Source organism: Pseudomonas sp. FP1762 (assembly GCF_030687105.1).
GTDB classification, from domain to species: domain Bacteria; phylum Pseudomonadota; class Gammaproteobacteria; order Pseudomonadales; family Pseudomonadaceae; genus Aquipseudomonas; species Aquipseudomonas siliginis.
Genome location: NZ_CP117458.1, coordinates 3,087,296 through 3,108,585 on the forward strand (window position 1 = coordinate 3,087,296; position 21,290 = coordinate 3,108,585).

Here is a 21,290-nt window from a genome sequence, read left to right on the forward strand (position 1 = left end):
CGCGTTGGCGACTATCTTGGGCGCGGCTTGCGATTCCATCTATCCACTTTCAGCAGCACCAAAGCGCACCAAAAGAGTGCGCAGGGTCACCCCATGACAACGTGCAATCCGCTTCAGGTTCAAGCGTTCAATACCGCCGATGTGGCCGAGCAAATCCGCGCTACACCGGGCTGGGTCCAGCATTACCAACAGATGTCGCCGGGGCATTTCGCTGGGCAGATTCGCTATCTGGATCTGCAGGGCGTGGAGGTTTACGAAGAACAGATGAACACCCGGGTCGAACAGAATTTCAGCGCGCCATCCGGGGCTCTGGCGTTCTGTTTTGATCGCAGTGACAACGCGCTGTATCTGCTCAACGAAGAAAGCCGCAACATCTGGATCACCCCGGAGAACTACCGTGAAATCGCTGTGGTGTTCGGTCCGGATTTCGTCCGCGAGCACGGTTTGCAAGTGGCAAAGCTCGAAGGTCTGTTCATGGCGCCGCTGAACTGCGGACAGAACGCTTTGTTCAGCGGCTGGTTAAGCTCGATTCTCACGAAGTTGTCGCAAGCCTCTGATCCACTTGATAAAGATCGCCTGACTCGGCAACTGCTCGAGGACTGCCTGTTCATCCTCGACAACGCTCAAACCCGTCTTGATCGTGGAGGATTGCAGCAGCGTAACAACGAACGCCAAATCATGAAGCGAGTAGGGGAGTGGGCAGCTGATTCGCCGGAAGACACGGTCAATCTGCTCGAGCTTTCCAACGTTGCCGGCGTACCGCTGCGCCAGTTGCAGCAGGCTTTCAAGGCCTACACCGGGATGACCCCGAGCCATTGGTTACGCCTGAGGCGGCTGAACAGTGCACACCGTGAATTGCTCAAGCGCCGACCTTGCGAAACCACCGTTGCCGAAGTGGCGATGCGCTGGTCGTTCTGGCATCTGGGGCGGTTTTCCAGCAGTTACCGCGCGCTTTTCAAGGAGCTGCCGAGCGAAACGCTCAAGCGCTGAGCAGAAAAAGGCTTTGTGTCCTCGCAGAAGTTAAATAGAATCAGTCTCATTTGAATCTACCTTCGCGCAGGGTCTCTTGAGATGATTGAAGCTACGTCACCGTCGGAGCAGAGCCTGCAGCAGTTGTACCGCGAGCATCGCGGCTGGCTGGAAACCTGGCTGCGCCGGCGCATGGGCAATGCGTGGGATGCGGCGGACCTCAGTCAAGACACCTTTGTCCGCGTCCTGTGCAACGCGCCGCCACTGGCTGAATTGCGCGAGCCGCGCGCGTATCTGCTCACCGTCGGCAAACGGCTACTGAGCAATTTCTACACGCGGCGCCATCTGGAAAAAGCCTACCTCGATGCCTTGGCGCAATTGCCGGAAGCGTGCGCACCGTCGCCGGAGCAGCGCTGGTTGCTGCTGGAAACCTTGCAGGCGCTGGATGAATTGCTCGATGGCTTGCCGCGCCCGGTGCGCCGGGCATTTCTTTGGAGTCAACTCGAGGGCCTTGGCTACCGCGAGATTGCCGAGCGCTTGCAGGTTTCCGAGCGCACGGTGAAACGTTACATGGCCCAAGCGTACGAGCATTGCTTGCTGGCGGATCTGTGATGCGCGTTGCACCCAATGATGAAATGCGGGAAGTGGCGCGGGCAGCGGCGCACTGGCTGGCACTGCTCGAGTCCGGTGGTGCCAGCGAGGAAGATCACGCCCGATTGCAGCATTGGCGCGCCAGTGACAGTCGCCACGAGAACGCGTGGCAGAAAATCCAGCAGCTTCGCCAGCGTTTCGCAGGTTTGCCGCCGACGCTGGCCATGGCCACGCTGGATCGGCCGGATCCGGCGCGGCGCGCTGCTCTCAAGCGTGCCTTGGGCGTGGCGGCGCTGGTGCCGGCGGCGTGGTTGATCAGTCGGGAGCTGCCGCTGGAGGTCTGGCGCGCCGACCTGCACACCAGCACTGGCGAGCGGCGCAAAGTGCAGTTGGCCCAGGATTCTTCATTGCAACTCAACACCGACAGCGCGGTTAATGTCGATCTGCCTGCACGTCAGCTGACGCTGATCCGTGGCGAGATGGCGCTCAACGTCGCGGGCGATTCAGCCTTTATCGTCAACGCGCCTTATGGGCGGATGATCGTCAATCACAGCGACATCTCGGTGCGCCTCAATGCGCGCGATTGCCAGGTCTGCGTGCTGCGTGGTTCGGTGCAATTGCAGCCACTGCACGGCCCGACGCTGGTATTGCAGCAGGGCCAGCAAGTCAGCCTGCAAGCTTCGGGCGCGGGAGCGGTGACGGCATTCGAAGCGTTGATGCCCGGTTGGCGCGACGGTGTGGTGATGGCGCAAAACCAGCCGCTGGGTGATTTCCTCCGCGAGCTGAGTCGCTACCGCTCGGGCGTGCTGCGCTGGGATCCGGCGCTGGAATCGCTGCGCGTCACTGGCAGCTTTCGCGTCGACGATACCGATCAAGTGCTGGCACTGCTGGCAGCCAGTTTGCCCGTCGATGTGCATACGCGAACGCGATTTTGGGTGTCACTGGTACCGCGTGCAGAAAAAACTGGCTGAAGCCTGTCCCTTTTTTTTCGCCTCACTGGTCATTCCAGGCAAGTGAACAAAATCGAGAGCTTCTTCCAATGCCCGCAGTATTTCCAGGTCGTTTGCGTCCGTTGTTGCAGTTGAGCCTTTTGCTGAGCCTGAGTGCCAGCCCCGTGTTGATCCAATCGAGCTGGGCCGACGATGGCAGTCGCCGCAGTTATCAGGTGCCGGCCGGTAGTCTGAGTGCCGCGCTGACGCGCTTCGCCGGTCTCGCTGGAGTCAATCTGTCGGTGGATCCGGCGCTGGTCAGCGGCCGCAACAGCAATGGTTTGTCCGGTGAATATGGCGTGGAGGAGGGGTTCAGCCGGTTGTTGCTGGGTTCGGGTTTGCAGCTGCAACCGGTCGGCGATCAGGCTTATACGCTGGTGCCCGCAGCGCAAGGCAGCACCTTGCAACTGGCACCGACATCGATTCTCGGCGCGAGCGGTTCAGCGGATGCCGACGTGTTTGCTGGCGGTCAGGTCGCGCGGCGTGGCTCGCAAGGGTTGTTGGGTTCCAGGGATTTCATGGAAACCCCGTTCAGCATGACCACCTACACCAGCGAAACGGTGAAAAACCAACAGGCGCGCACGCTCGGCGATCTGATCAGTACCGACCCTTCGGTACGCGCCACCAACCCTGCCGGTGGCCGCTATGAGCAATTCACCATCCGTGGTTTCAGCCTGTTCAACAGTGATGTTGCCTACAACGGCCTCTACGGTGTGTTGCCGACTTACACCATCGACATGGAAATGGCCGATCGCGTCGACATCCTCAAAGGCCCGAGCCAATTGATCAACGGGATTTCGCCACGGGGCAGTGTAGGAGGGGGGATCAACGTCGTGCCGAAACGCGCGACCGACAAGCCGATCACCTCGCTGACAGCCAATTACGCCTCGAACAATCAAGTCGGCGGCGCGGTGGATGTCGGACGGCGTTTTGGCGAAGACAATCAATTCGGGGTGCGCTTCAACGGGGTCAAACAGTCCGGCGATACCGAATGGGATCATCAGAGCGTCGATCGCGACATGGCGGTACTCGGTCTGGATTTCCGTGGTGAACGCTTGCGACTTTCCACCGATATCGGCCACACCGAGCGCGACACCGACGCACCGCAGGAACGCGTGCAAGTCGCCGCCAATGCCAAGGTGCCGAACGCCCATGATGTGCGCGACAACTATGCGCAACCCTGGAGCCGGGCGCGAACCAAAGACACTTTCGGCACGCTCAACGGCGAGTTCGATGTCAGCGATTCAGTCATGCTGTATGGCGGCGTCGGCGCACGCAAAAGCAATCACGACTTCTTGCGCCACGCGGTGTCGGTGACCAATGACGCCGGCGACTTCAGCGTCCAGCCGCGCGACTTCACTCGCGACGAAAACGTTCGCACGGCTACCGCTGGGGTGCGTAACTGGTTCCAGACCGGACCGGTCAGCCATGAAGTGAATCTGGCGGCCAACTACTTTTATATGGACTTCGAAAACGGCGGCGCCCGTTACGCGGCCGGGCGCAGCAATCTCTACAACCCGGTGGAAATAGCCAGACCCGGCACGCCGACCCGCAATGACGCCGAGGTCTACACCGAAAATCGCTTCAGCGGCGTGGCCTTGTCCGACACGCTCGGTTTCTTCGAGGATCGACTGCTGCTGACTTTGGGCGCGCGCTGGCAGCGGGTCAAAGTCGATGACTGGAGCGACGGCATCAAGGGCGATACGGCCTACGATGAAGAAAAGGTCTCGCCGTCGGGCGGGATTCTGTTCAAGGCGACGGACAAACTTTCGCTGTACGCCAACTACATGGAAGGTCTGAGCCAAGGCAAGATCGCGCCATCGACGTCGATCAACGAAGACGAAATCTTCCCGCCATTCATCAGCCGCCAGGTCGAAGTCGGCGCCAAGTACGACGCGGGTGCATACGCGCTGACGGCAGCGGTGTTCCGCATCAAACAACCTGCCTACGAAACCAATGCGACCACACGAGTCTTCGGCCCGAACGGCAAACGCGAAAACAACGGCGTAGAACTGAGCGTGTTTGGCGAACCGCTGAAGGGCTTCCGATTGCTCGGCGGGGTGATGTATATCGACAGCGAACTGACCGATACCACCAACGGTACATTCGACGGCAACCGCGCACCGGCGACACCGAAATACAACGTTAACCTTGGTGCAGAGTGGGACGTGCCGACTGTGCAGGGTTTGACGTTGACCAGTCGTGGAATCTATTCGAGTTCGCAGTATCTGGATCAGGCGAATGATAAGGAAATCGACTCCTGGGAGCGGTTCGACGTAGGTACACGCTATGCTTTCAAGCTGGACGAGAAAACGATCACCTTGCGCGCCAATGTCGAAAACGTTCTGGATAAACGCTATTGGAGCTCAGCGGGTGCTTCGGATGATAGTGAGCCGGGATTGACGCTTTCGACGCCGCGAACGTATCTGCTGTCGGCGACGGTAGATTTCTAATGGAGCAGGGTAAGTGCGTCGATTGTCTTCGAAAACACGTTAACTACGCTAAATGACCGTTTAGTTGAGCTAACAAAAAACCGTACCTGCAACGGAGAAGGCCATGATTCAGCGCAAGCCGAATGCTACAGATGTGATTGCTGCGCTGAATCTACAGCCTCATGTCGAGGGCGGTTATTACCGCAGAACCTATCAAGCCGATCACCGTGCCGGCCTCGAAACGCAGCAAGGCACGCGATATCTGCTGACCTCGATCTACTATCTGCTTACTGAGCAATCGCCAGTGGGCCAGTTTCATTTCAATCAGTCCGACATCCTGCATTATTTCCAGTTGGGCGACGCCATCGAATACAACCTGATCCACGCCGACGGCTCATTGCAAACGCTGGTAATGGGCAGCGATGTTTTGGCTGGTCAGCAACTGCAGTTGCACGTACCGGGTGGAATTTGGAAAGCCTCTCGATTGCTGGAAGGCTCGAATGGCTTTGGCTTGATCAGCGAAGCGGTTTCGCCAGGATTTGATTTTGCCGATATGGAAATAGGTGATCGAGCAAAATTGACCGCACAGTATCCGCAGCATGGAGCGCTGATTGAAATGCTTACGCGCGGTGAAGATTGAGAGTTGTAGATTGGGACAAATGCAGTTTGCAGGGAAAGCTGGTTTTGAAGCGACCGCGCAGATTCAAATCTCTCGGGCAACCACGCTAACCCTGTAATATCTTGTTACGTGTAATGTATATTATGTTAAATCGTGGATGCGAACGGCCTCAGGCTTTAGATATCAGATCCACCACTCCCAACCTCTCAGTCTAAGCAACGCCATTCGTTTGCAGCTTCAACAACCAATGTCTCTCGGTAGTCCATCCGATAAAAACCTGAGCACCTTCGCTTGCTTGGCGAGCCTCGGTCAACGGTGCGCCAGAAGCCGCTACTCGCAATCCTCTAATCGCCGGCAGAAACCTTTCACGAAATGCACTAGGCTGAATCGCGAAATGAGCTTCGATACGTTCAATCGCGAAACGCATTTCTGCCTCATCTAGCATCGCTAGATAAAAGACCATTTGCCGCCAGGCATAAGCCGTATTTTTGATCACCACCAGGCTGGAGTGATAAAACCGCAACTTCATCTGCTGGCGTACGCATATCCATCTGAAGCATTCCTCGGCCATCGAAGCCAGGCGATGCTGCAACAGCGCCTTCAACCCGAGCTCACCAAACAACAGCGCAAGGTTTTGCGTCGTCAGGATCTGTTGTTGCTCGATGATTTTCCCGTTAGTCGCCGGTCGCCATGTCCCCAGGTCCGCATCAGCCCGCTGGGAGCACAATCTGGCCAATGCGTCCCTGGAACTCGCGTCAGGTCTGGAGAACCTTTTCCGCCTGGATTTCGGTTGATCAGGAAGCATCGCCAATTGGCTTGCATCAATGTCGTAGTAATTGGCGTATAGCGTGCCACCTGTCAAAGATGCCGCCTGCCTGGCAGCTCTTATGTACTTGTTCGAGAAAGCGCCCATGAAAATGTCCGAGGCGACTTCTTCGACAAAAGGCAGATCCAGCTTGGCCATCGCACCAAGCGCAGCAAATTCCTGAATGAGTTTGTTGGGCAGGATCGCTTGAGGAAAAGCGCAAAGAGTCATCGCTGCGCATTCGATCAGGACCTGTCTGGCTGCGTCAGCGACCACCGCGTCCGTTTCTCGCTGGTCCTCAACAGCCGCCACCCACGGCAATTCATTCATCCTGACCTGACTTTGCAGATCCAACAGCAACAATGATCGGCGTTGTCGAAAGGCGCGATAGGTTGCTACAGAGAGCATCCGCAGCGACATATCGCGAAATCCTGCACTGCAGATCTCAGCCGTTATCGCTGGCAGCAGCCGCGCCACGGTATCCCCGGATGTAATCAATCCCTTATCGATCAACTCGGCAATTGTGCCCTTTCGACACCGCTCGACGCGTCGACGAATATCAGTAGGAATGCCGATACCTGTTAACAGCGAATATGCGGTCGCTTCTTCGCAGGTAACGGGTTGCAGCAGAGATGAAAAGTCGGAAACTCCGTCCGAACCGGGATACCTGCTCAGACGTGCGGCAACCGCTTTAGCAAATAGATGGTGCCCGGGTGAGGACACGTGACTGCGTTGAGACTCTCTGTGCTTTTGATGAGATTCGGATTCGGGATGACCATGCTTGCGTACGAAATCGTCGACGATCCTGCGAATTCGTCCGACTTGCCGTCCCGTAAGCGACGCCGCATCGCTAGCGCAACTCCCCAGCAATGCAAACAACTCCCCTGCCCGATCCCTTGAGCTTTCAGCTTCACCTGAAGCGCTGGGGCAAGAAGCATCGAACTGCCGCTTCAGAGTATTCGCCTGCTCAAACCAGCCTTGGGGATACCGGCGGCAAGGCCAATCATCCTGATACGTCAAAAGGAAAAGCGACACCGCCGCATCGTAGAGCGGCAAGCGAGTCTCGACGACATGTTTTTGCGCTGCCAGACGCGTCTGTGCTGGGCGGTTTGAAAGCACGGTTCTGACATCACCGACAGTAAAAACCTGCACTTGCCCTGCTGAAAGCGGCGAACCGTCAGAAGCCATCGGAAAGAATCGCAGCTGTTCAAAGAAAGGCGCTATCGCTTCAACCAGATCCCATGCGTTCTCTGTACGTTGTTGGCCCAGCAACCAGGCCACCGTCAGCAGTGCAGCTTCTTCTGGCACCTCGATTCGATAATCCCCGCTCGCCAGCTTCGTTTGCAGTACCTCGATCCCCTCCTCCGTAAGGTGCCAAGTGTTGAGATCGAATCGCTCGAAGCCAGGACGGATACCAGGAATCGAAGCAGCCAAATGTCGCTCGTACTCGGTCAGTGCGCCACCGGCCATGTACTGCCCAGTGGCAAAACCACCCGTGGCGACTTCCAGCGTGACCCACTCAGGCACATCCGCGAATGGAGTTCGTGAGCCATACGACGCAGATCCCTGCAATATGTGCTCGATTACATTGCGCCAGCGCTCGATGCGCTTGCTCGTCTGTCCGTTATCGTCGAGGCCCGATGCAGCGAGTGCCCGAGACAGTTGAAAGGCTGCATAGCCGGCACCTATGCCGGCATTCGCATTCGATTCCCTATCGTGCCTGAGCATGAGTCCTTCCGAGCCTGCGATGTTGTGGGTCCGGGGGCTGGATTCGAACCAGCGCCCACCCGGTTAAGAGCCGAGTGTTCTACCGCTGAACTACCCCGGAACAGAGCGCGGATTGTCCACCAGCGCTGAACGATTGTGAAGATCGAAAACATTGCCGCTTGTGAACCTGAACGTAATCAGGTGATCTCGGGAAGAGTCGTCAAGACCAGCGCAGTTCGATCGAGTCCTTTGCACCGGCGTCGCGAACCAATACGCCTGGAGCCCGACGACTTTATTTCGGGTTGCGGGATTGTCAGCGAGTTTAGCGCTACTGTGCGTAATCGATTACTTCGCCGTTCCAATAGCAATTGTAGGGGCTGGAGCGGCCGCAATTGGTATTGCACTCAGAATTCGTTTGAGTTCGATCCCCAGTGCCTCCCCTTCTGATTCTGCACTGATTTGCCAGGCTCCGACCCCATAGTCCGCATGATAAGTCGGGCTGATAAGCGCCGTTACTTTGTCTGCCCTAGGTATCAGCAGCAATGAAACGTCAGGCTTGATGCCCTTCCACTGGAGACTGTCGTGATAAATGTGCGCTGACTCCATTGCATCCAGGACGCTGGCGCGGGCGCTGCGATACTTCGCGTCGAAAACCAAGAAGCGCTTCGTCGAAGGCGAGTCCAACGTCACGACGATGTCCAGATATCGCTCTCGCGATAAGCTTTGAAAACCGCGATGCGCAGGTTGATCACTCGCTGGGCATCGGACTTGGTAACATGCCTCAACGGTCACAAGCCGCTATTCCCCGCCACACGATTTCTTTTAAACCCACCGATCGATATTCACGACTCCAGACGAGTTCAGGAAACTGACGTTGCAGCTGTGAGACTACAGTTACAAAGCACCACCGCTCATAAACCTCCCATGTTGGGCTGACCCACAGCGTCTCATCAGGATCCTTTCCCAGCCAACCTGAACGCAACGCGTACCAACCAAACCGATAAGCTCGCGCGTATGCAGACGGATGCGGAGTCCAACCGCTTGACCGTGTGCGCACTCACCGACGTGCGATCACTCTTCAAGGTTGTTAACGGCCGCTGAGATATCTGTTTGAGCGCGCGGTGAAACCGATCCCCATAGCGCCTCAGCCTCGCAAACCAAGTCGTTGGCTGGCGCTCAGGCCATAATCGCTCGAACCAGAAAATCACCTTGGCCGGACACCTACCTGAGCTCTCAGTCGGCAAAGTTCATATCACTGCACATGAGTTCGTCTTTAGCATGGACGAGAGCAATCGTTGGCGCGCTGCCATGTGCCTCTCACCACACTCGATTCGCTCTTGGGGGCTTCACCCGCCTTAAACCCGGAGAGGCTGCGGACTTCTGAAGCTTTCGATGCCTCTCCGAGTAAAGGACGAAGAAAGATATGGAAATGCATGGCATCAAAAGCTACGGCGAGAGACTTCAGTTCGCATATACCCTTCGTGGGTTTCCAAAACTCTACGCGCTGTCACACCGAATCGGTGTGACGGACAGCGCCCTCAGTCGGTGGTTTCGTTCAGAGCCAATCAGTATGGAGAACTTCGCCAAGCTGTGCGTCGAGCTGAACGTCAATGCCGATTGGCTTCTGCTCGGCCGTGGACAGCACTCGCTCGGCGCCATGCATGACGCGCCGCATCGCAAAGCGCTCGCGGACGTGATTGAAAGAATGGCCGACAACGACGTTCGTAACCTCGCCAAGTTTCTTGATGAAGTAACCACTCCAGCAACTTGAGCGCCACGCAATATTTTCAGGGCAATTCGTGAGCAATGCTCAACCGACTGAGCTTCACGAAGGGTCCGATTTGATAACTTCTAGATGCCCGAGCAATGACGCCTGGGTATGAGCTGGAGATCATCATGTGCACTAAGGAATCTGCAAAAGCTGATGTAGAAGTGAAGTTCGAGTCCCAGAAAACGTTCAGCCTTTTCGGTCGGAACATCTCAACTTGCCAAGCGGCCCTGGGGGCTGGTGCTCACGTGCAAGTCACCAACACAGAAGGCCTGAACTACCATCTGAATGTTTTCGCGAAATGCGAGTGCGACGGGCTTCTGAAGAGACTCAACGTGGCAATCGACAAGTCCATAGGTAACCCTCCCGAAGGCTTGCGTGACGTCCCTTTCACTATCGACCGCACTTCCCATCCCGACTGGCGCTCTCGTCAAGCCTATCTTCGCGATGGTGTGGGATTTACGAGCAGGATCATCACCTGCGCATGGCCTGCCCTTGCGCCGCCTAAGCTGGGCAGCGTGGTAACCGGTGGAACTACGACGACAATCGACGCCACAGCCATCGACTCGCAGTTGGTTTATGCCATGACCGATGCTACCCCGGAGCAGGTCAGCGCATACTCCCACCTGAACCTCTACGCACAGGGGGCTGCGCGTGCGGTCCTGAAAAGCAAGGGCGTGGACATCACCAATACGGACTATCTGCAGACGAAGCAATGGTTCGATGCTGTGGTTTACCAACTGACCGATCTGGGCTTTACCGTAAAGGCAGCGAGTGGCGGCCAGGTCAGGCAGGATGTCTCTTCAGGTAACGTGGACATCGGTAGTTTGCTGACCACCATCGTTGGCACGTATCTGGGAGCGACGGAACTCGAGAGTTTCAAGCAGCTCGCGACGCTCTTGGCCAAGGATCCCAACGATTCGGGCACCCACGACTTCATGACCTTCTGGTGGAACAAGGCCAGCACTAAGGACGGCCGCACGACTGTCGCCTTTGGCCCCATCAAGAACGATCAGGGCATGGCTTCGGTGACGGTGGTTTACCTCGTGTTGGATGTGGAATTCACAGACTGGCACTCATTGTTTGTCAGCTACCACCATGAAGGTGTATTGATCCGCAGCGCTGCCATTACCCTGGATCTCGACATGGAGGTCTACAGCAACAATGAAAAAGCAATCTTCGACGCCATCTCTGGCGCAGTGGCCAATCACATCAAGACTCAGGAACTGAGTTTCGACTGATAGCCCATAAATACGGGGCTCCAGCACATATTCGCAACGCTGGAGCCCCGTTTTTTTGTGCAATGGCACTTTCCGCGCTGCCTGTCTTAGTCGACCGTGATCTGCCTTGAGGGACTGGCGCTAAGGAACGCGCAGGCGGCTCATCACCCGATTAATCTCCCCTACCACCCGCCCCGTCGCCTCCTCGATCGTTCCCTCATTGCGGCAAATAAACCAACCCTGATCGGCAGCGACTTGTTCAAAAGCCTGGGTACAGTCGACATGCTCCTCCAGACCGCGAAGCACAGTACTGCTCAAGCCACGCCGTCGCGCCCCCGCCCTCGCCCACGAAATCTCCGCCGCCGTGACCACGCCAACATGCAGGTCGGGCACCTGAACGTTGCGATCACGGTTTAATTGCAGGATTTCAGCAAACGGGACTATCCGGCGAAACGCCGCATCGGATGGATACCAGCGATCGATCAGGATGATGCTGTCGGTGGGTTGTCTGGTCAGCACGTTTCGGGAAATCCAGCGGCGGCTGTCAGCCAGGCGTTGGCAAACTTCCAGTTCCAGATTCCTGTCAGGATGGCGGACGAGCCGGTTCACCAAGTGCATTGTCTCGCCCCTGAACGGGTCGCTTTTTTTCTCGCAGAGTCGGATGACTTTCTGGTTGTCTGCCCTCAGGACTTCAGTGATGGCCTCCAACAGCGAGGTTTTGCCGACGCCTTTGGGGCCATCCAGAGCGACAAACAGCGGACGAGTCATTTTTCTCACAGGCTTTAACGGGGAGTAGCGCGCACTCTAACGGATTTTCAGGTTGAACCTCTTCTGCTCAGGCGGACTCCCAAACCTGAATTCAGGAGAAACCTATGACCCAGACAGCTCTAGTCGTGGGCGCCAGCGGCATTGTCGGCAGCGCCATCACCCAGTTACTTATCGACAACCAGTGGCAGGTCGCCGCGCTGTCGAGGCATCCATCTCAAGTTCAAGGCGTGATGCCTGTCGCGGCAGACCTTCAGGATACTGCTTCTCTGGAACAGGCGCTGAGGGATGTGAAACCCACGCATGTGTTCATTACCACATGGTCGCGGCAAGCCACGGAGGCCGAGAACATTCGCGTCAATGCCGCCATGGTGCGCAACGTCCTCGCCGCCATTCGCCCAGCGAAAAGCGTCAAACACGTAGCACTGGTTACCGGCCTGAAACACTACCTCGGCCCGTTCGAAGCCTATGGTAAGGGCAGCCTGCCACAGACACCGTTCCGCGAAGAACAGGGTCGTCTGGATATCGAGAATTTCTATTACGCTCAGGAAGACGAACTCTTCGCCGCTGCGGAAAAGGACGGTTTCACCTGGAGCGTGCATCGCCCGCATACCGTCACTGGGGTGGCCGTGGGCAACGCGATGAACATGGCAACCACCCTCGCCGTCTATGCCTCGATTTGCAAACACATCAATCGCCCCTTTGTGTTTCCCGGTTCCAGGGTGCAATGGGACAGTCTCACTGACATGACCGATGCGCGGCAGTTGGCGAAACAACAACTGTGGGCGGCCACCACCCCGGCTGCGGCCAACCAGGCGTTCAACGTCACTAATGGCGATGTATTCCGGTGGAAATGGATGTGGAGCCGAATTGCCGAATACTTCGACCTGCCTGCTGCTGACTATCCCGCGTCACCTTCTCCTCTAGAGAAGCAGATGGCGGACGATCAAGCCGTATGGGCGCAAATAGTCGCCGAGCACGGTTTGAAAGAGTCCGACATTGGACGTCTGATTTCCCCATGGCATACCGATGCAGACCTTGGCCGGCCGATCGAAGTGGTCACGGATATGTCGAAAAGCCGACTGATGGGCTTCACTGCCTACCAGGCGAGCGATCAGGCATTTTTCGACGTGTTCGACAAACTGCGGGAGATGCGCTTGATCCCCTAGGCGGTTCCAGACTGATAAGGTGGGCACCTGGCGTGCCCCCTCATTCAACAGTAATTTCCACGCCCTCGCCCCCCACATCTGCGACTTTCATTCGCCCTGTGAAATCCTCCTGCCAGTCACCGGCAGAACGCAGCCGATCGTATAGCCCAACTCCAAAATAGCGCCTTCGACAGGCACTGCTCTGTATCCAAGTGTGTACGGACGCAAACACGTTACACAACATTGATCTTCCCGCCCCTCAAGACACAAGCGAGATACACCAACAGGATGAAATGCGCCCACGGCCAGCGCAGTGCTCCTGTGCCTGACACCTGTCATTGGGAGCACCTGAAGGGCTTCCACTTTCTTGACGACAAGTCGGAGGATTAAACCCATGCAAACAAACGCGTTATCGGTCTTGAATCGGCTGCAACTTAACCTCGATCGCGCTGGAGACTGGATCGCCCCTGTGAGCCTGCGCGTTTTTCTGGCCTGGGAGTTTTTTGAAGCGGGATGGGAAAAGTGGAACGGTGAGAACTGGTTCCCGAGCATTCAAGGGGCCTTTCCTTTTCCCTTCAATCAGCTGCCGGCTACGTTCAATTGGCAGTTATCCATGTGGGCAGAACTGCTCTGTTCCATTGCTTTGCTTGTAGGCCTGGGAACACGCCTCTCTGCACTGATCCTCATAGTGGTAACCGTCGTGGCAACTGCCGCAGTTCACTGGCCAGCAGAGTGGTCGACGTTGAGCGAACTGGCTATGGGCTACTCCATCACCAACAAAGGCTACGGCAATTTCAAACTCCCTTTGATCTACCTCGTAGCCCTTCTGCCACTGGTGTTCACAGGCGCCGGCAAGCTGAGCCTGGATGCATGCATCGGTCGGTATCTCAAGCGTTTGAATGCACGCTGAGTGTTATCGCGTCACCAAGGTTATCGCTCTCAACCCCCGCTAGTTAATCAGGAGTTTCACCATGACCCACATTGATAAAGTGCTGTACACCGGCAAAGTCCATACCTCTTCGGGTGGACGCAATGGCACCGCCCTCAGTGACGATGGCCGACTGGATATAAAGCTGTCATCGCCTGGCACCTCTGGCGCCGGTACCAACCCAGAGCAGTTGTTCGCCGCAGGTTGGTCGGCTTGTTTTATCGGTGCAATGGGACTAGCGGCGAGCAAGCTGAAAGTCACCCTCCCGGGTGACCTTACCGTCGACGCCGAAGTGGATCTAGGCACAACAGATGCTGCGTATTTCCTCCAGGCTCGCCTCAACGTCTTCCTTCCCGGGCTGGATCGCAACGTCGCCCAAGACCTGATCGATACCGCACACCAGACATGCCCGTACTCCAAAGCGACGCGGAACAACATCAACGTGGTGATCAACCTCGTTTGAGCAGAACCGTGGCGGGTTTCAACCGCCCGATCCATGCCCGCCCGGCTGCCATAGGTGACCGTGGAGGTGGCGTGGATCGGGCGTTTCAGACGTCGAATCGGAGTATTTAGCTCATGCAAACGAACACTTCATCATCAACGCATTTAGATCCACAGCTTCCCCCTGCGGCGACCGTCGGGCTCGGGTTGCGCCGTGCGCTGCTCAACACGCTTCGTGACGCTCCAGTCGGTGATTTCGATTTTCTAGAGGTTGCTCCAGAGAACTGGATCGGCATCGGCGGCGCGCATGGAGCGGCCCTGCAGATGCTAGCTGAACGTTATCCGCTGTCATGCCACGGCTTGTCACTTTCGCTGGGTGGCAGTGCGCCGCTGGACGAATCTTTTCTTGAGCAAGTCCGCGGGTTTCTCGATCGCTTCAACGTGCCGTTCTATAGCGAACACCTGAGTTACTGCAGTGACGATGGCCATCTCTACGACCTGCTGCCGTTGCCATTCACTGAGGAGGCAGTTCATCACGTTGCTGCGCGCATCCGCCGTGCACAGGACATTCTCGGTCGTCGTCTTGCTGTAGAAAACGTCTCCTACTACGCCGCTGCTCATCAGGACATGGACGAACTTGCTTTTACCAATGCAGTGCTTCGCGAGGCCGATTGCGACCTGTTGCTCGACGTTAACAATGTGTACGTCAACTCAGTCAACCACCGCTTTGATCCAGCGGTTTTCCTCGCCGGCCTGGAACCCGAACGCGTAGTCGCCATGCACGTGGCTGGGCATTACGACGAAGCCGAGGACCTGATCATCGACACCCATGGTGCGTCGGTCAAACCGGTAGTCTGGTCATTGCTGGGGCAGGCTTATGGCCTTTTCGGCGTGAAGCCAACCCTGCTGGAGCGCGATTTCAACTTTCCGTCCTACGACGAACTGGTGGCTGAGCTGAACACCATCAGGCGCTTGCAACGCGACGCCAATGCTTTGGTGCGGGTGACCGTCGATGGCTGACTCCCCTTCAAGTTTGCACAGTCAGCAGCTCGCGCTGACCCGGTACCTGCGTGACCCGGACAGTTATGCGCCGCCTGCGCAGATGAATCCCGAGAGAGCGCAGGTCTATCTCAACCTGGTGTTGAACAATCTGTTGGGGTTGCTGGGTGGGACGTTTCCGGTGCTGGTTGCCGTGCTGGGTGATGCCGGTTGGCGTGCGCTGGTACGGCGTTTTTTGCGTGACTACCGCGCGCAAACGCCACGCTTCGGAGAAATAGCTCGTGAGTTTGTAGACTTCGTAGCGAGCCTGGAAGACCCGCCCGGTCACGAACACCCCTGGTACCCGTTCTTGCCTGAATTGGCTCATTACGAATGGGTGGAAATGGCGCTGCAACAGTTGGACGCTGCGCCTTTAAAGCCCAGTGATGCGGCGCATTTACTCGATCGTCCCCTCAGGCTTTCCCCGCTCGTCTGGCCGCTGGCTTACACCTGGGCCGTACATCGTCTCGGCCCAGGCCACTTGCCTTCTGAACCGCCAGAACAACCGACGTTGCTGCTGATCAGCCGTGTGCCGAGTGGCCAGGTGCAATTCTCCCAGGTCAGCCCTCTCGCGTTCCGTTTGTTGCAGCGGATCGAGCACTTCCCTGACATGGATGGACGAGCGCAGTTGCACGCTTTGGCTGCGGAGGCTGGTGCATCAGACGTGACCAGCTTCGTCGCTGACGCACTGGTGCTGCTGCGCCAGCTGCATGCGCAAGCTGTCGTCGGGGTAGCAGCGACACCCGTTTTAAAGCTGTTGTCCTGACTGACGCGCAAAGGCTGAGGTCAGTTTTTGTATCTCTATGTACCCAAACGCGAAGTCTTGGGATTGGCTTACAAATGCTCCGCTCGCCGATACATCACCGATACATGACTCCCGCTAAATAGGCCTGCCCGAATAGGGTCGCTCTGTCGAAGTGGACGACGCTTGCGCCCTTCGCCTCGAGCTTCCTTGAGGGTCTATCCGCCCTGTGGCATGAATCGCGGCGTCGCCGCGCAAAGCATCTGGAGAAGCACTATGTACCGTAAACCAATGTCGAACAAAACCAGTCTCGGCCTGGCCGCAATTGCTTTAGCCGGTGGCATGAGCCTGGCATCGTCTGCGGCATTCGCTGTAGAGCCATTGCCCCAAGGCTACCAACTGGCATCGGCCGATAAAACCGGCGAAGGCAAGTGTGGCGAAGGCAAATGCGGCGCCAGCGAAGCCAGCGACAAGTCCGCTACTGCCGAAGGCAAGTGCGGTGAAGGCAAATGTGGGGACGACTCTTTCGCCCGCACAGATACCGACCATGATGGCCTCGTCTCTCTTAAAGAGCTGCTGGCTGTGGCACCTCAGGGCGGTGAAGAATTCAAAGCGATGGACACCAACCACGATGGTTTTCTTTCGGAAGGTGAGGTCTACAAGTTCAGAACCAACCAGTACATCTCCAATGGCAAAAAAGTCCCAACCGAGCTATTTACCCGCATGAGCAAAGCGCAGAACTGATTCCTCCCGCCGTAGCATTCGCCCTCCCCGCGCCTGCAGCCAGGGAGGGCGATCTACTTTCTGCAAAGCGCTCAATGTTAAATGCGGATTGATTACACAGCGTTATAAGTGATGTTCTCCGCCCCTGATTTATCCCCTGAACGCAACACTCTAAAGTCGATCCCACTGCTCCCCTTCATATCGATGGGGTGCCTACAGGAGACTTATCCCATGCCTTTCATCAGCGTTCGTATCACTCGCGACGGCGTTACCAAAGAACAGAAATCCCAAGTCATCGCCGAGATCACCAAAACCATGCAAACCGTCCTCAACAAGGACCCGCACCTCACCCATATCGTCATTGAAGAGGTCGACACCGATAACTGGGGCTATGCCGGAATTACCACCACCGAGTACCGCCAACAGCTGGCGGAGTCGAAGAAATGACTTTCCCCGTCCGTATCGACTTTGTGTCGGATGTGGTGTGCCCCTGGTGCGCACTCGGCGCCACAGCGCTGGAACAAGCCATCGCGAACGTTGCCGGCGAGGTTGCCGTAGAACTGACCTTCAAGCCGTTCGAACTGAACCCGGACATGCCGGCCGAGGGCGAGCACGCCATCAAGCACATGATGCGCAAATACGGGCGCAGCGCCGAAGAAGTCGCCTCGCGCAATGAAATGATCGTCGCGCGTGGCAATGCCATCGGTTTTCAGTTCGACCTGGACAAGCGCAGCCATTTCTACAACACCTTCGATGCCCATCGCCTTCTGCTCTGGGCCGTGCAGGAAGGCCGCCAGGTCGCGCTGAAGAAAATCCTGATCGAGGCTTATTTCACCAATGGCGAGAACCCCAGCGACCACGAAACACTGGTGCGCCTGGCCGGTGAAGCTGGACTTTCAACCACCCGCGCCCGCGAGATTTTGACTAGCGAGGCATTCGCTCTCGAGGTCCGTGAACTTGAAGGTTTTTATCTTGAGCGCGGGATTAACTCGGTCCCGGCCATGGTGCTGAACGGTCGTCAGTTGGTGTCCGGATCGCTATCCGTCAAGGAATACGAACAAATCCTCAGGCAAGTCGCACGAGAGTCCGCCACTGCCTGACAAAGCGACTTAACTGCAATCTCAGTTATTAAGCATTTCGCCGGGGCTTGTTGAAGTGACCGCCCCACTTCCTTCCATCAACGTCAAGTGAACCGTCATGCCTCACGACTTGAATCAACTGGAAACTGCGCTGGCTGCTTACCCCCGAGTGGCGCTGCTGGAAGGCCCGACACCGATACAGAAGCTGTCCCGCCTGAGCCGGGCCGCCGAGCTGCATGGCTGCGATCTCTACGTCAAACGCGATGACCTGATGGGCCTCGGCGGCGGTGGCAACAAACTGCGCAAACTCGAATTTTTGCTTGGCGAAGCATTGGCCGAAGGCGCGGACACACTGGTTACCTGGGGCGGCTTTCAATCCAATCACGCCAGGCTGACCGCCGCCGTCGCGGCCCGCCAAGGTTTGGCCTGCGAGCTTATCCTGACCCCGTCTGCGGTGCGCAGCGATGATGATTTTTGTCATAACGGCAACGTATTGCTCGATGGCCTGTTTGGCGCAAAGGTCCATCGACTGCCGCGCGGTTTGACGCCCGATAGCTACGCTGGTGAATTGCTTAGCGCGCTCAAAAGCCAGGGCAAAAAACCCTTCCTCATACCATTGGGCGGCTCCAGCCCCAGGGGCAGTCTGGGCTACGCCGCTTGTGCGGGAGAGATTCTCCGTCAGGCGGACGCGCTCGGCGTTCACTTCGAGCGGATCATCATCCCCAACGGCAGCGCAGGGACCCATTCAGGACTGCAAGCAGGTCTGGCACTGGCTCGATCATCAACCGAAGTTATCGGCTATTCGGTATTGGCAACTGAGGAGCAGGCCACGGCGGCGACCCTGAGCAAAACTCGGGAAACCTTGCAGCTCCTGGAGCCGTCCGCAACCCTTGTGGAAAGCGCAATCACTGTGGATGGCAGGCAACGTGGCGACGCCTATGGCGCACCCACCGAATCGATGCTCGAAGCGGTTCGACTGCTGGCCTCCGTTGAGGGCTTGCTGACGGATCCGGTCTACGGTGGCAAGGCCTTCGCCGGGTTGCTCGCTGCCGTGCGCCGGGGTGACTACCCGCCAGGAAGCAATCTACTGTTTGTGATGACCGGCGGCTTGCCTGGCCTCTTTGCCTACCGCAGCGCCTTCAACTGACTTGAGCTTTTTAGTCGTCATAAAAAACTGATGCCCGGGCGAGCCCACGGCATCGGTCACTCAACTTGCGTGGAGTACATCGTCATGTCGAACGCCTCTTACCCGCTGAACCGCACCGCTTATCTGCTGGTCGATCCGTACAACGATTTTCTTTCGGAAAACGGCAAGGTCTTCCCCTTGATCAAGCCGATTGCCGAGCAGGTCGGGCTGCTCGACAACCTGCGAGCCCTCGATCGCGCCGTACGGGCGCAGAACATTCCGGTGGTCATCGTGCCGCACCACCGCTGGGAACATGGCGACTACGACGGCTGGGATCATCCAACACCGACCCAATGCAAAATCATGCACATGCACCACTTCGCACGCGGTGAATGGGGCGGCGAATGGCATCCCGATTTCGCGCCGAAGGACGGCGACATTGTCGTGCAGGAACATTGGGGCTCCAGCGGCTTTGCCAATACCGACCTTGATTTTCGTTTGAAGCAGAAAGGCATCACCCACGTCATCATCGTCGGCCTGCTCGCCAACACCTGCATCGAAGCGACCGCCCGCTACGCCTCGGAACTGGGCTACCACGTCACGCTGGTGCGCGATGCGACCGCCGCTTTCCGTGCGGAAATGATGCACGCCGCCCACGAGTTGAACGGGCCGACTTTCGCTCATTCAATCGTCACCACCCAGGAATTGATTGAGGCGCTTGCAGCGCAGGAGTAGCGGCGATGAACACCGATTTCGCCAGTTTGCCGAGGTGGTGCGTCAAGGCCGCTTTTTGCAATTGGCGATCGGCCCCCGTCAAAAATGCACCTTGAGCAAGAGACTCAACGCGTTCTGGTCGGTAGGGAATCCGCTCGTGTCTTCAATCCCGTATTTATTCGACCAGTAATCCCACTCAAGTCCCGCATAAAAACGTTTTTGCTGTTGCCCCAGCGCCTTGCCCACGTCGTATTTGACTTGTGGGTTGAAGTGAAAGCTCCTGGCCACATAGTTGGAGGTGCCTTTGCTGCCGACGTCGTTGACGTACCACTCCAGATAACCGTCGAAAAGAATGTCGGAGCGACCCACCGGGAGGGTCATGGACCAGGTCGGGTTGATCTGCCATTGACCTGAGGCCTTACCGGTGATGCCGTCGGGTTTGCGGTAGTAGGTATTCAGGGAAAAGCGATCGAAGCCTGGAAGCACGAGGTCGACAGCGGGACCCAGCAGGTATTTGCGATTGCGGTTCTCACCGCGCTCGTAGGTGGCGGCGATGAGGACGTCCTTGACGATGCCATAGCTCAGGGAGCGGTCAGTGATTTTGCCCAGCGACAGCCGTGGGGAGAATTCACCGTAGTAGGAATGGCCGTCGGCACCCGAGAGTCCGCTGGACCATTTGTTGTCGACGAACATGAAGATATCGCCCCACGTCCAGCCGCTGGCGTGTTCGAAGCTGAGCGTTTGCTGAGTATCGTCGCCAGTGCCGTCGACTTTGAAATGCTGGCCGTAGAGGTAGCTCAAGCTGTTGTCGTTCCACAACAGCGGGCCAGCTTCGGCGCCGGCGCTGGCCAGAGCTAACAGCGGCGCCAGGCTGCGACGCAGCAGTGAAGGTGCAAGTAATGGAATACGCGATGCTGTCATGGGCTGCCCTTGTCAGGTGATTGGCGGATATCACCGGCAAGGCATGCCCGAGCTGCGGATCAAGCAGCTGCTCTGGCCCTCAAATTAACGAGGGGCGACCCTTGCCGGGTGCGCGGCGTAATGCCGCCAGAGCAATGCCCTGCACCTCGGGTTCTGTTGAGAGCCCTCTGTGCTGACCGCTTCTACTCGATTCCGGACTAAGCAGGGGTTGTGCCAACTGAGCGAATACAATCTTCAACCCTCATTCAGCACAATCGATGCGTAAAACTGAATACTTTGCAGCCATCGGTTGCGCACCAGATTGAGGCGCGCCCACTTGAATTCGCACTGTTGCGATTCGCCTGCCCACCTCCTGGTGATTGCCTCGCCCGCCGGATCCCGTGAAGGCGGGCCTGCGACGGCTTGGCACACTTTTGGCTATTACCACTTTCGAGTAGAAGCGGTCAGTGCCAGCAATGGCACCGGGCATTGCTCTTGCGCCCTTCCCTGTGGGCGTACGTCCGATTGGATGCTTGAACGCGGCGCCAGCGCCCCGGGCAAGAGAGAAGTGTCAGCCGTGTAACTA

The 21,290-nt window shown here is 57.3% G+C and carries 22 protein-coding genes and 1 tRNA gene; 17 read left to right on the top strand and 6 right to left on the bottom strand.

Features of this window, described 5'->3' with window-relative positions; translation table 11 throughout:
- Nucleotides 1-93: 93 nt before the first annotated feature.
- The 5 genes from PSH90_RS13770 (at nucleotide 94) to PSH90_RS13790 (ending at nucleotide 5,621) form a co-directional block, all read left to right on the top strand.
- Nucleotides 94-990 carry a helix-turn-helix domain-containing protein gene (locus tag PSH90_RS13770; protein ID WP_305380785.1) on the top strand — a complete coding sequence of 299 codons (897 nt, stop codon included), beginning with the start codon at nucleotides 94-96 and terminating at the stop codon, nucleotides 988-990.
- Nucleotides 991-1,071: 81 nt separating this feature from the next.
- Nucleotides 1,072-1,581 carry a sigma-70 family RNA polymerase sigma factor gene (locus PSH90_RS13775; RefSeq protein ID WP_095180023.1) on the top strand — a complete coding sequence of 170 codons (510 nt, stop codon included), beginning with the start codon at nucleotides 1,072-1,074 and terminating at the stop codon, nucleotides 1,579-1,581.
- A complete protein-coding gene (locus tag PSH90_RS13780) occupies nucleotides 1,581-2,531 on the top strand; it encodes a FecR domain-containing protein (protein WP_305380786.1) in 951 nt (316 codons plus the stop codon). Before PSH90_RS13775 ends, PSH90_RS13780 begins: the two co-directional genes overlap by 1 nt.
- A gap of 68 nt (nucleotides 2,532-2,599) precedes the next feature.
- The gene (locus tag PSH90_RS13785; protein WP_305380787.1) at nucleotides 2,600-5,002 is read left to right on the top strand and encodes a TonB-dependent receptor; all 2,403 of its coding nucleotides are present in this window, start codon (nucleotides 2,600-2,602) and stop codon (nucleotides 5,000-5,002) included.
- Between the two features lie 103 nt (nucleotides 5,003-5,105).
- Complete coding sequence (locus PSH90_RS13790) at nucleotides 5,106-5,621, top strand: cupin domain-containing protein (RefSeq protein ID WP_252884220.1); 516 nt, start codon at nucleotides 5,106-5,108, stop codon at nucleotides 5,619-5,621.
- Between the two features lie 190 nt (nucleotides 5,622-5,811).
- Here the strand turns inward: PSH90_RS13790 and PSH90_RS13795 are convergent, their stop codons facing one another.
- The 4 genes from PSH90_RS13795 to PSH90_RS27515 form a co-directional block, all read right to left on the bottom strand.
- Nucleotides 5,812-8,133, bottom strand: coding sequence for a hypothetical protein (locus tag PSH90_RS13795; protein ID WP_305380788.1), 2,322 nt, complete (start codon nucleotides 8,131-8,133; stop codon nucleotides 5,812-5,814).
- 25 nt (nucleotides 8,134-8,158) lie between these two features.
- A tRNA-Lys gene (locus PSH90_RS13800) sits at nucleotides 8,159-8,233 on the bottom strand.
- Between the two features lie 224 nt (nucleotides 8,234-8,457).
- On the bottom strand, nucleotides 8,458-8,904 hold the full coding sequence (locus tag PSH90_RS13805; RefSeq protein ID WP_305380789.1) for a nuclease domain-containing protein: 447 nt from the start codon (nucleotides 8,902-8,904) through the stop codon (nucleotides 8,458-8,460).
- Between the two features lie 158 nt (nucleotides 8,905-9,062).
- Nucleotides 9,063-9,320, bottom strand: coding sequence for a DUF2357 domain-containing protein (locus tag PSH90_RS27515; protein ID WP_370695100.1), 258 nt, complete (start codon nucleotides 9,318-9,320; stop codon nucleotides 9,063-9,065).
- Nucleotides 9,321-9,541: 221 nt separating this feature from the next.
- On the opposite strand from PSH90_RS27515, the gene PSH90_RS13810 reads away from it, so the two are divergent.
- Both PSH90_RS13810 and PSH90_RS13815 read left to right on the top strand, forming a co-directional pair.
- Nucleotides 9,542-9,883 carry a helix-turn-helix domain-containing protein gene (locus PSH90_RS13810; RefSeq protein ID WP_305380790.1) on the top strand — a complete coding sequence of 114 codons (342 nt, stop codon included), beginning with the start codon at nucleotides 9,542-9,544 and terminating at the stop codon, nucleotides 9,881-9,883.
- Nucleotides 9,884-10,008: 125 nt separating this feature from the next.
- Nucleotides 10,009-11,121, top strand: a complete 1,113-nt coding sequence (locus PSH90_RS13815) for a hypothetical protein (RefSeq protein ID WP_305380791.1) — start codon at nucleotides 10,009-10,011, stop codon at nucleotides 11,119-11,121.
- 120 nt (nucleotides 11,122-11,241) lie between these two features.
- On the opposite strand, the gene PSH90_RS13820 is transcribed toward PSH90_RS13815, so the two are convergent.
- Complete coding sequence (locus PSH90_RS13820; RefSeq protein ID WP_305380792.1) at nucleotides 11,242-11,868, bottom strand: dTMP kinase; 627 nt, start codon at nucleotides 11,866-11,868, stop codon at nucleotides 11,242-11,244.
- A 104-nt stretch (nucleotides 11,869-11,972) separates the two neighbouring features.
- On the opposite strand from PSH90_RS13820, the gene PSH90_RS13825 reads away from it, so the two are divergent.
- The 10 genes from PSH90_RS13825 (at nucleotide 11,973) to PSH90_RS13870 (ending at nucleotide 19,825) form a co-directional block, all read left to right on the top strand.
- Nucleotides 11,973-13,034, top strand: coding sequence for an SDR family oxidoreductase (locus PSH90_RS13825; protein WP_305380793.1), 1,062 nt, complete (start codon nucleotides 11,973-11,975; stop codon nucleotides 13,032-13,034).
- Between the two features lie 373 nt (nucleotides 13,035-13,407).
- The gene (locus tag PSH90_RS13830) at nucleotides 13,408-13,923 is read left to right on the top strand and encodes a DoxX family protein (protein WP_252882037.1); all 516 of its coding nucleotides are present in this window, start codon (nucleotides 13,408-13,410) and stop codon (nucleotides 13,921-13,923) included.
- Nucleotides 13,924-13,984: 61 nt separating this feature from the next.
- Nucleotides 13,985-14,404, top strand: coding sequence for an organic hydroperoxide resistance protein (locus tag PSH90_RS13835; RefSeq protein ID WP_305380794.1), 420 nt, complete (start codon nucleotides 13,985-13,987; stop codon nucleotides 14,402-14,404).
- 113 nt (nucleotides 14,405-14,517) lie between these two features.
- Nucleotides 14,518-15,402, top strand: a complete 885-nt coding sequence (locus tag PSH90_RS13840) for a DUF692 domain-containing protein (protein ID WP_150742175.1) — start codon at nucleotides 14,518-14,520, stop codon at nucleotides 15,400-15,402.
- Nucleotides 15,395-16,186: a DUF2063 domain-containing protein gene (locus tag PSH90_RS13845; protein WP_305380795.1), complete on the top strand. Its 792-nt coding sequence runs from the start codon at nucleotides 15,395-15,397 to the stop codon at nucleotides 16,184-16,186. Before PSH90_RS13840 ends, PSH90_RS13845 begins: the two co-directional genes overlap by 8 nt.
- Before the next feature lie 252 nt (nucleotides 16,187-16,438).
- Nucleotides 16,439-16,906: a hypothetical protein gene (locus PSH90_RS13850; protein WP_041480354.1), complete on the top strand. Its 468-nt coding sequence runs from the start codon at nucleotides 16,439-16,441 to the stop codon at nucleotides 16,904-16,906.
- A gap of 210 nt (nucleotides 16,907-17,116) precedes the next feature.
- The gene (locus PSH90_RS13855; protein WP_024012974.1) at nucleotides 17,117-17,332 is read left to right on the top strand and encodes a 4-oxalocrotonate tautomerase family protein; all 216 of its coding nucleotides are present in this window, start codon (nucleotides 17,117-17,119) and stop codon (nucleotides 17,330-17,332) included.
- Nucleotides 17,329-17,985 (top strand): DsbA family oxidoreductase, encoded by a 657-nt coding sequence (locus tag PSH90_RS13860; RefSeq protein ID WP_150742177.1) that lies wholly within the window; start codon nucleotides 17,329-17,331, stop codon nucleotides 17,983-17,985. Before PSH90_RS13855 ends, PSH90_RS13860 begins: the two co-directional genes overlap by 4 nt.
- A 97-nt stretch (nucleotides 17,986-18,082) precedes the next feature.
- Nucleotides 18,083-19,111, top strand: coding sequence for a D-cysteine desulfhydrase family protein (locus tag PSH90_RS13865; protein ID WP_305380796.1), 1,029 nt, complete (start codon nucleotides 18,083-18,085; stop codon nucleotides 19,109-19,111).
- Between the two features lie 84 nt (nucleotides 19,112-19,195).
- A complete protein-coding gene (locus PSH90_RS13870; RefSeq protein ID WP_305380797.1) occupies nucleotides 19,196-19,825 on the top strand; it encodes an isochorismatase family cysteine hydrolase in 630 nt (209 codons plus the stop codon).
- 78 nt (nucleotides 19,826-19,903) lie between these two features.
- Here PSH90_RS13870 and PSH90_RS13875 read toward each other — a convergent pair whose 3' ends face one another.
- Nucleotides 19,904-20,686: an outer membrane protein OmpK gene (locus PSH90_RS13875; RefSeq protein ID WP_370695139.1), complete on the bottom strand. Its 783-nt coding sequence runs from the start codon at nucleotides 20,684-20,686 to the stop codon at nucleotides 19,904-19,906.
- Nucleotides 20,687-21,290: the final 604 nt, after the last annotated feature.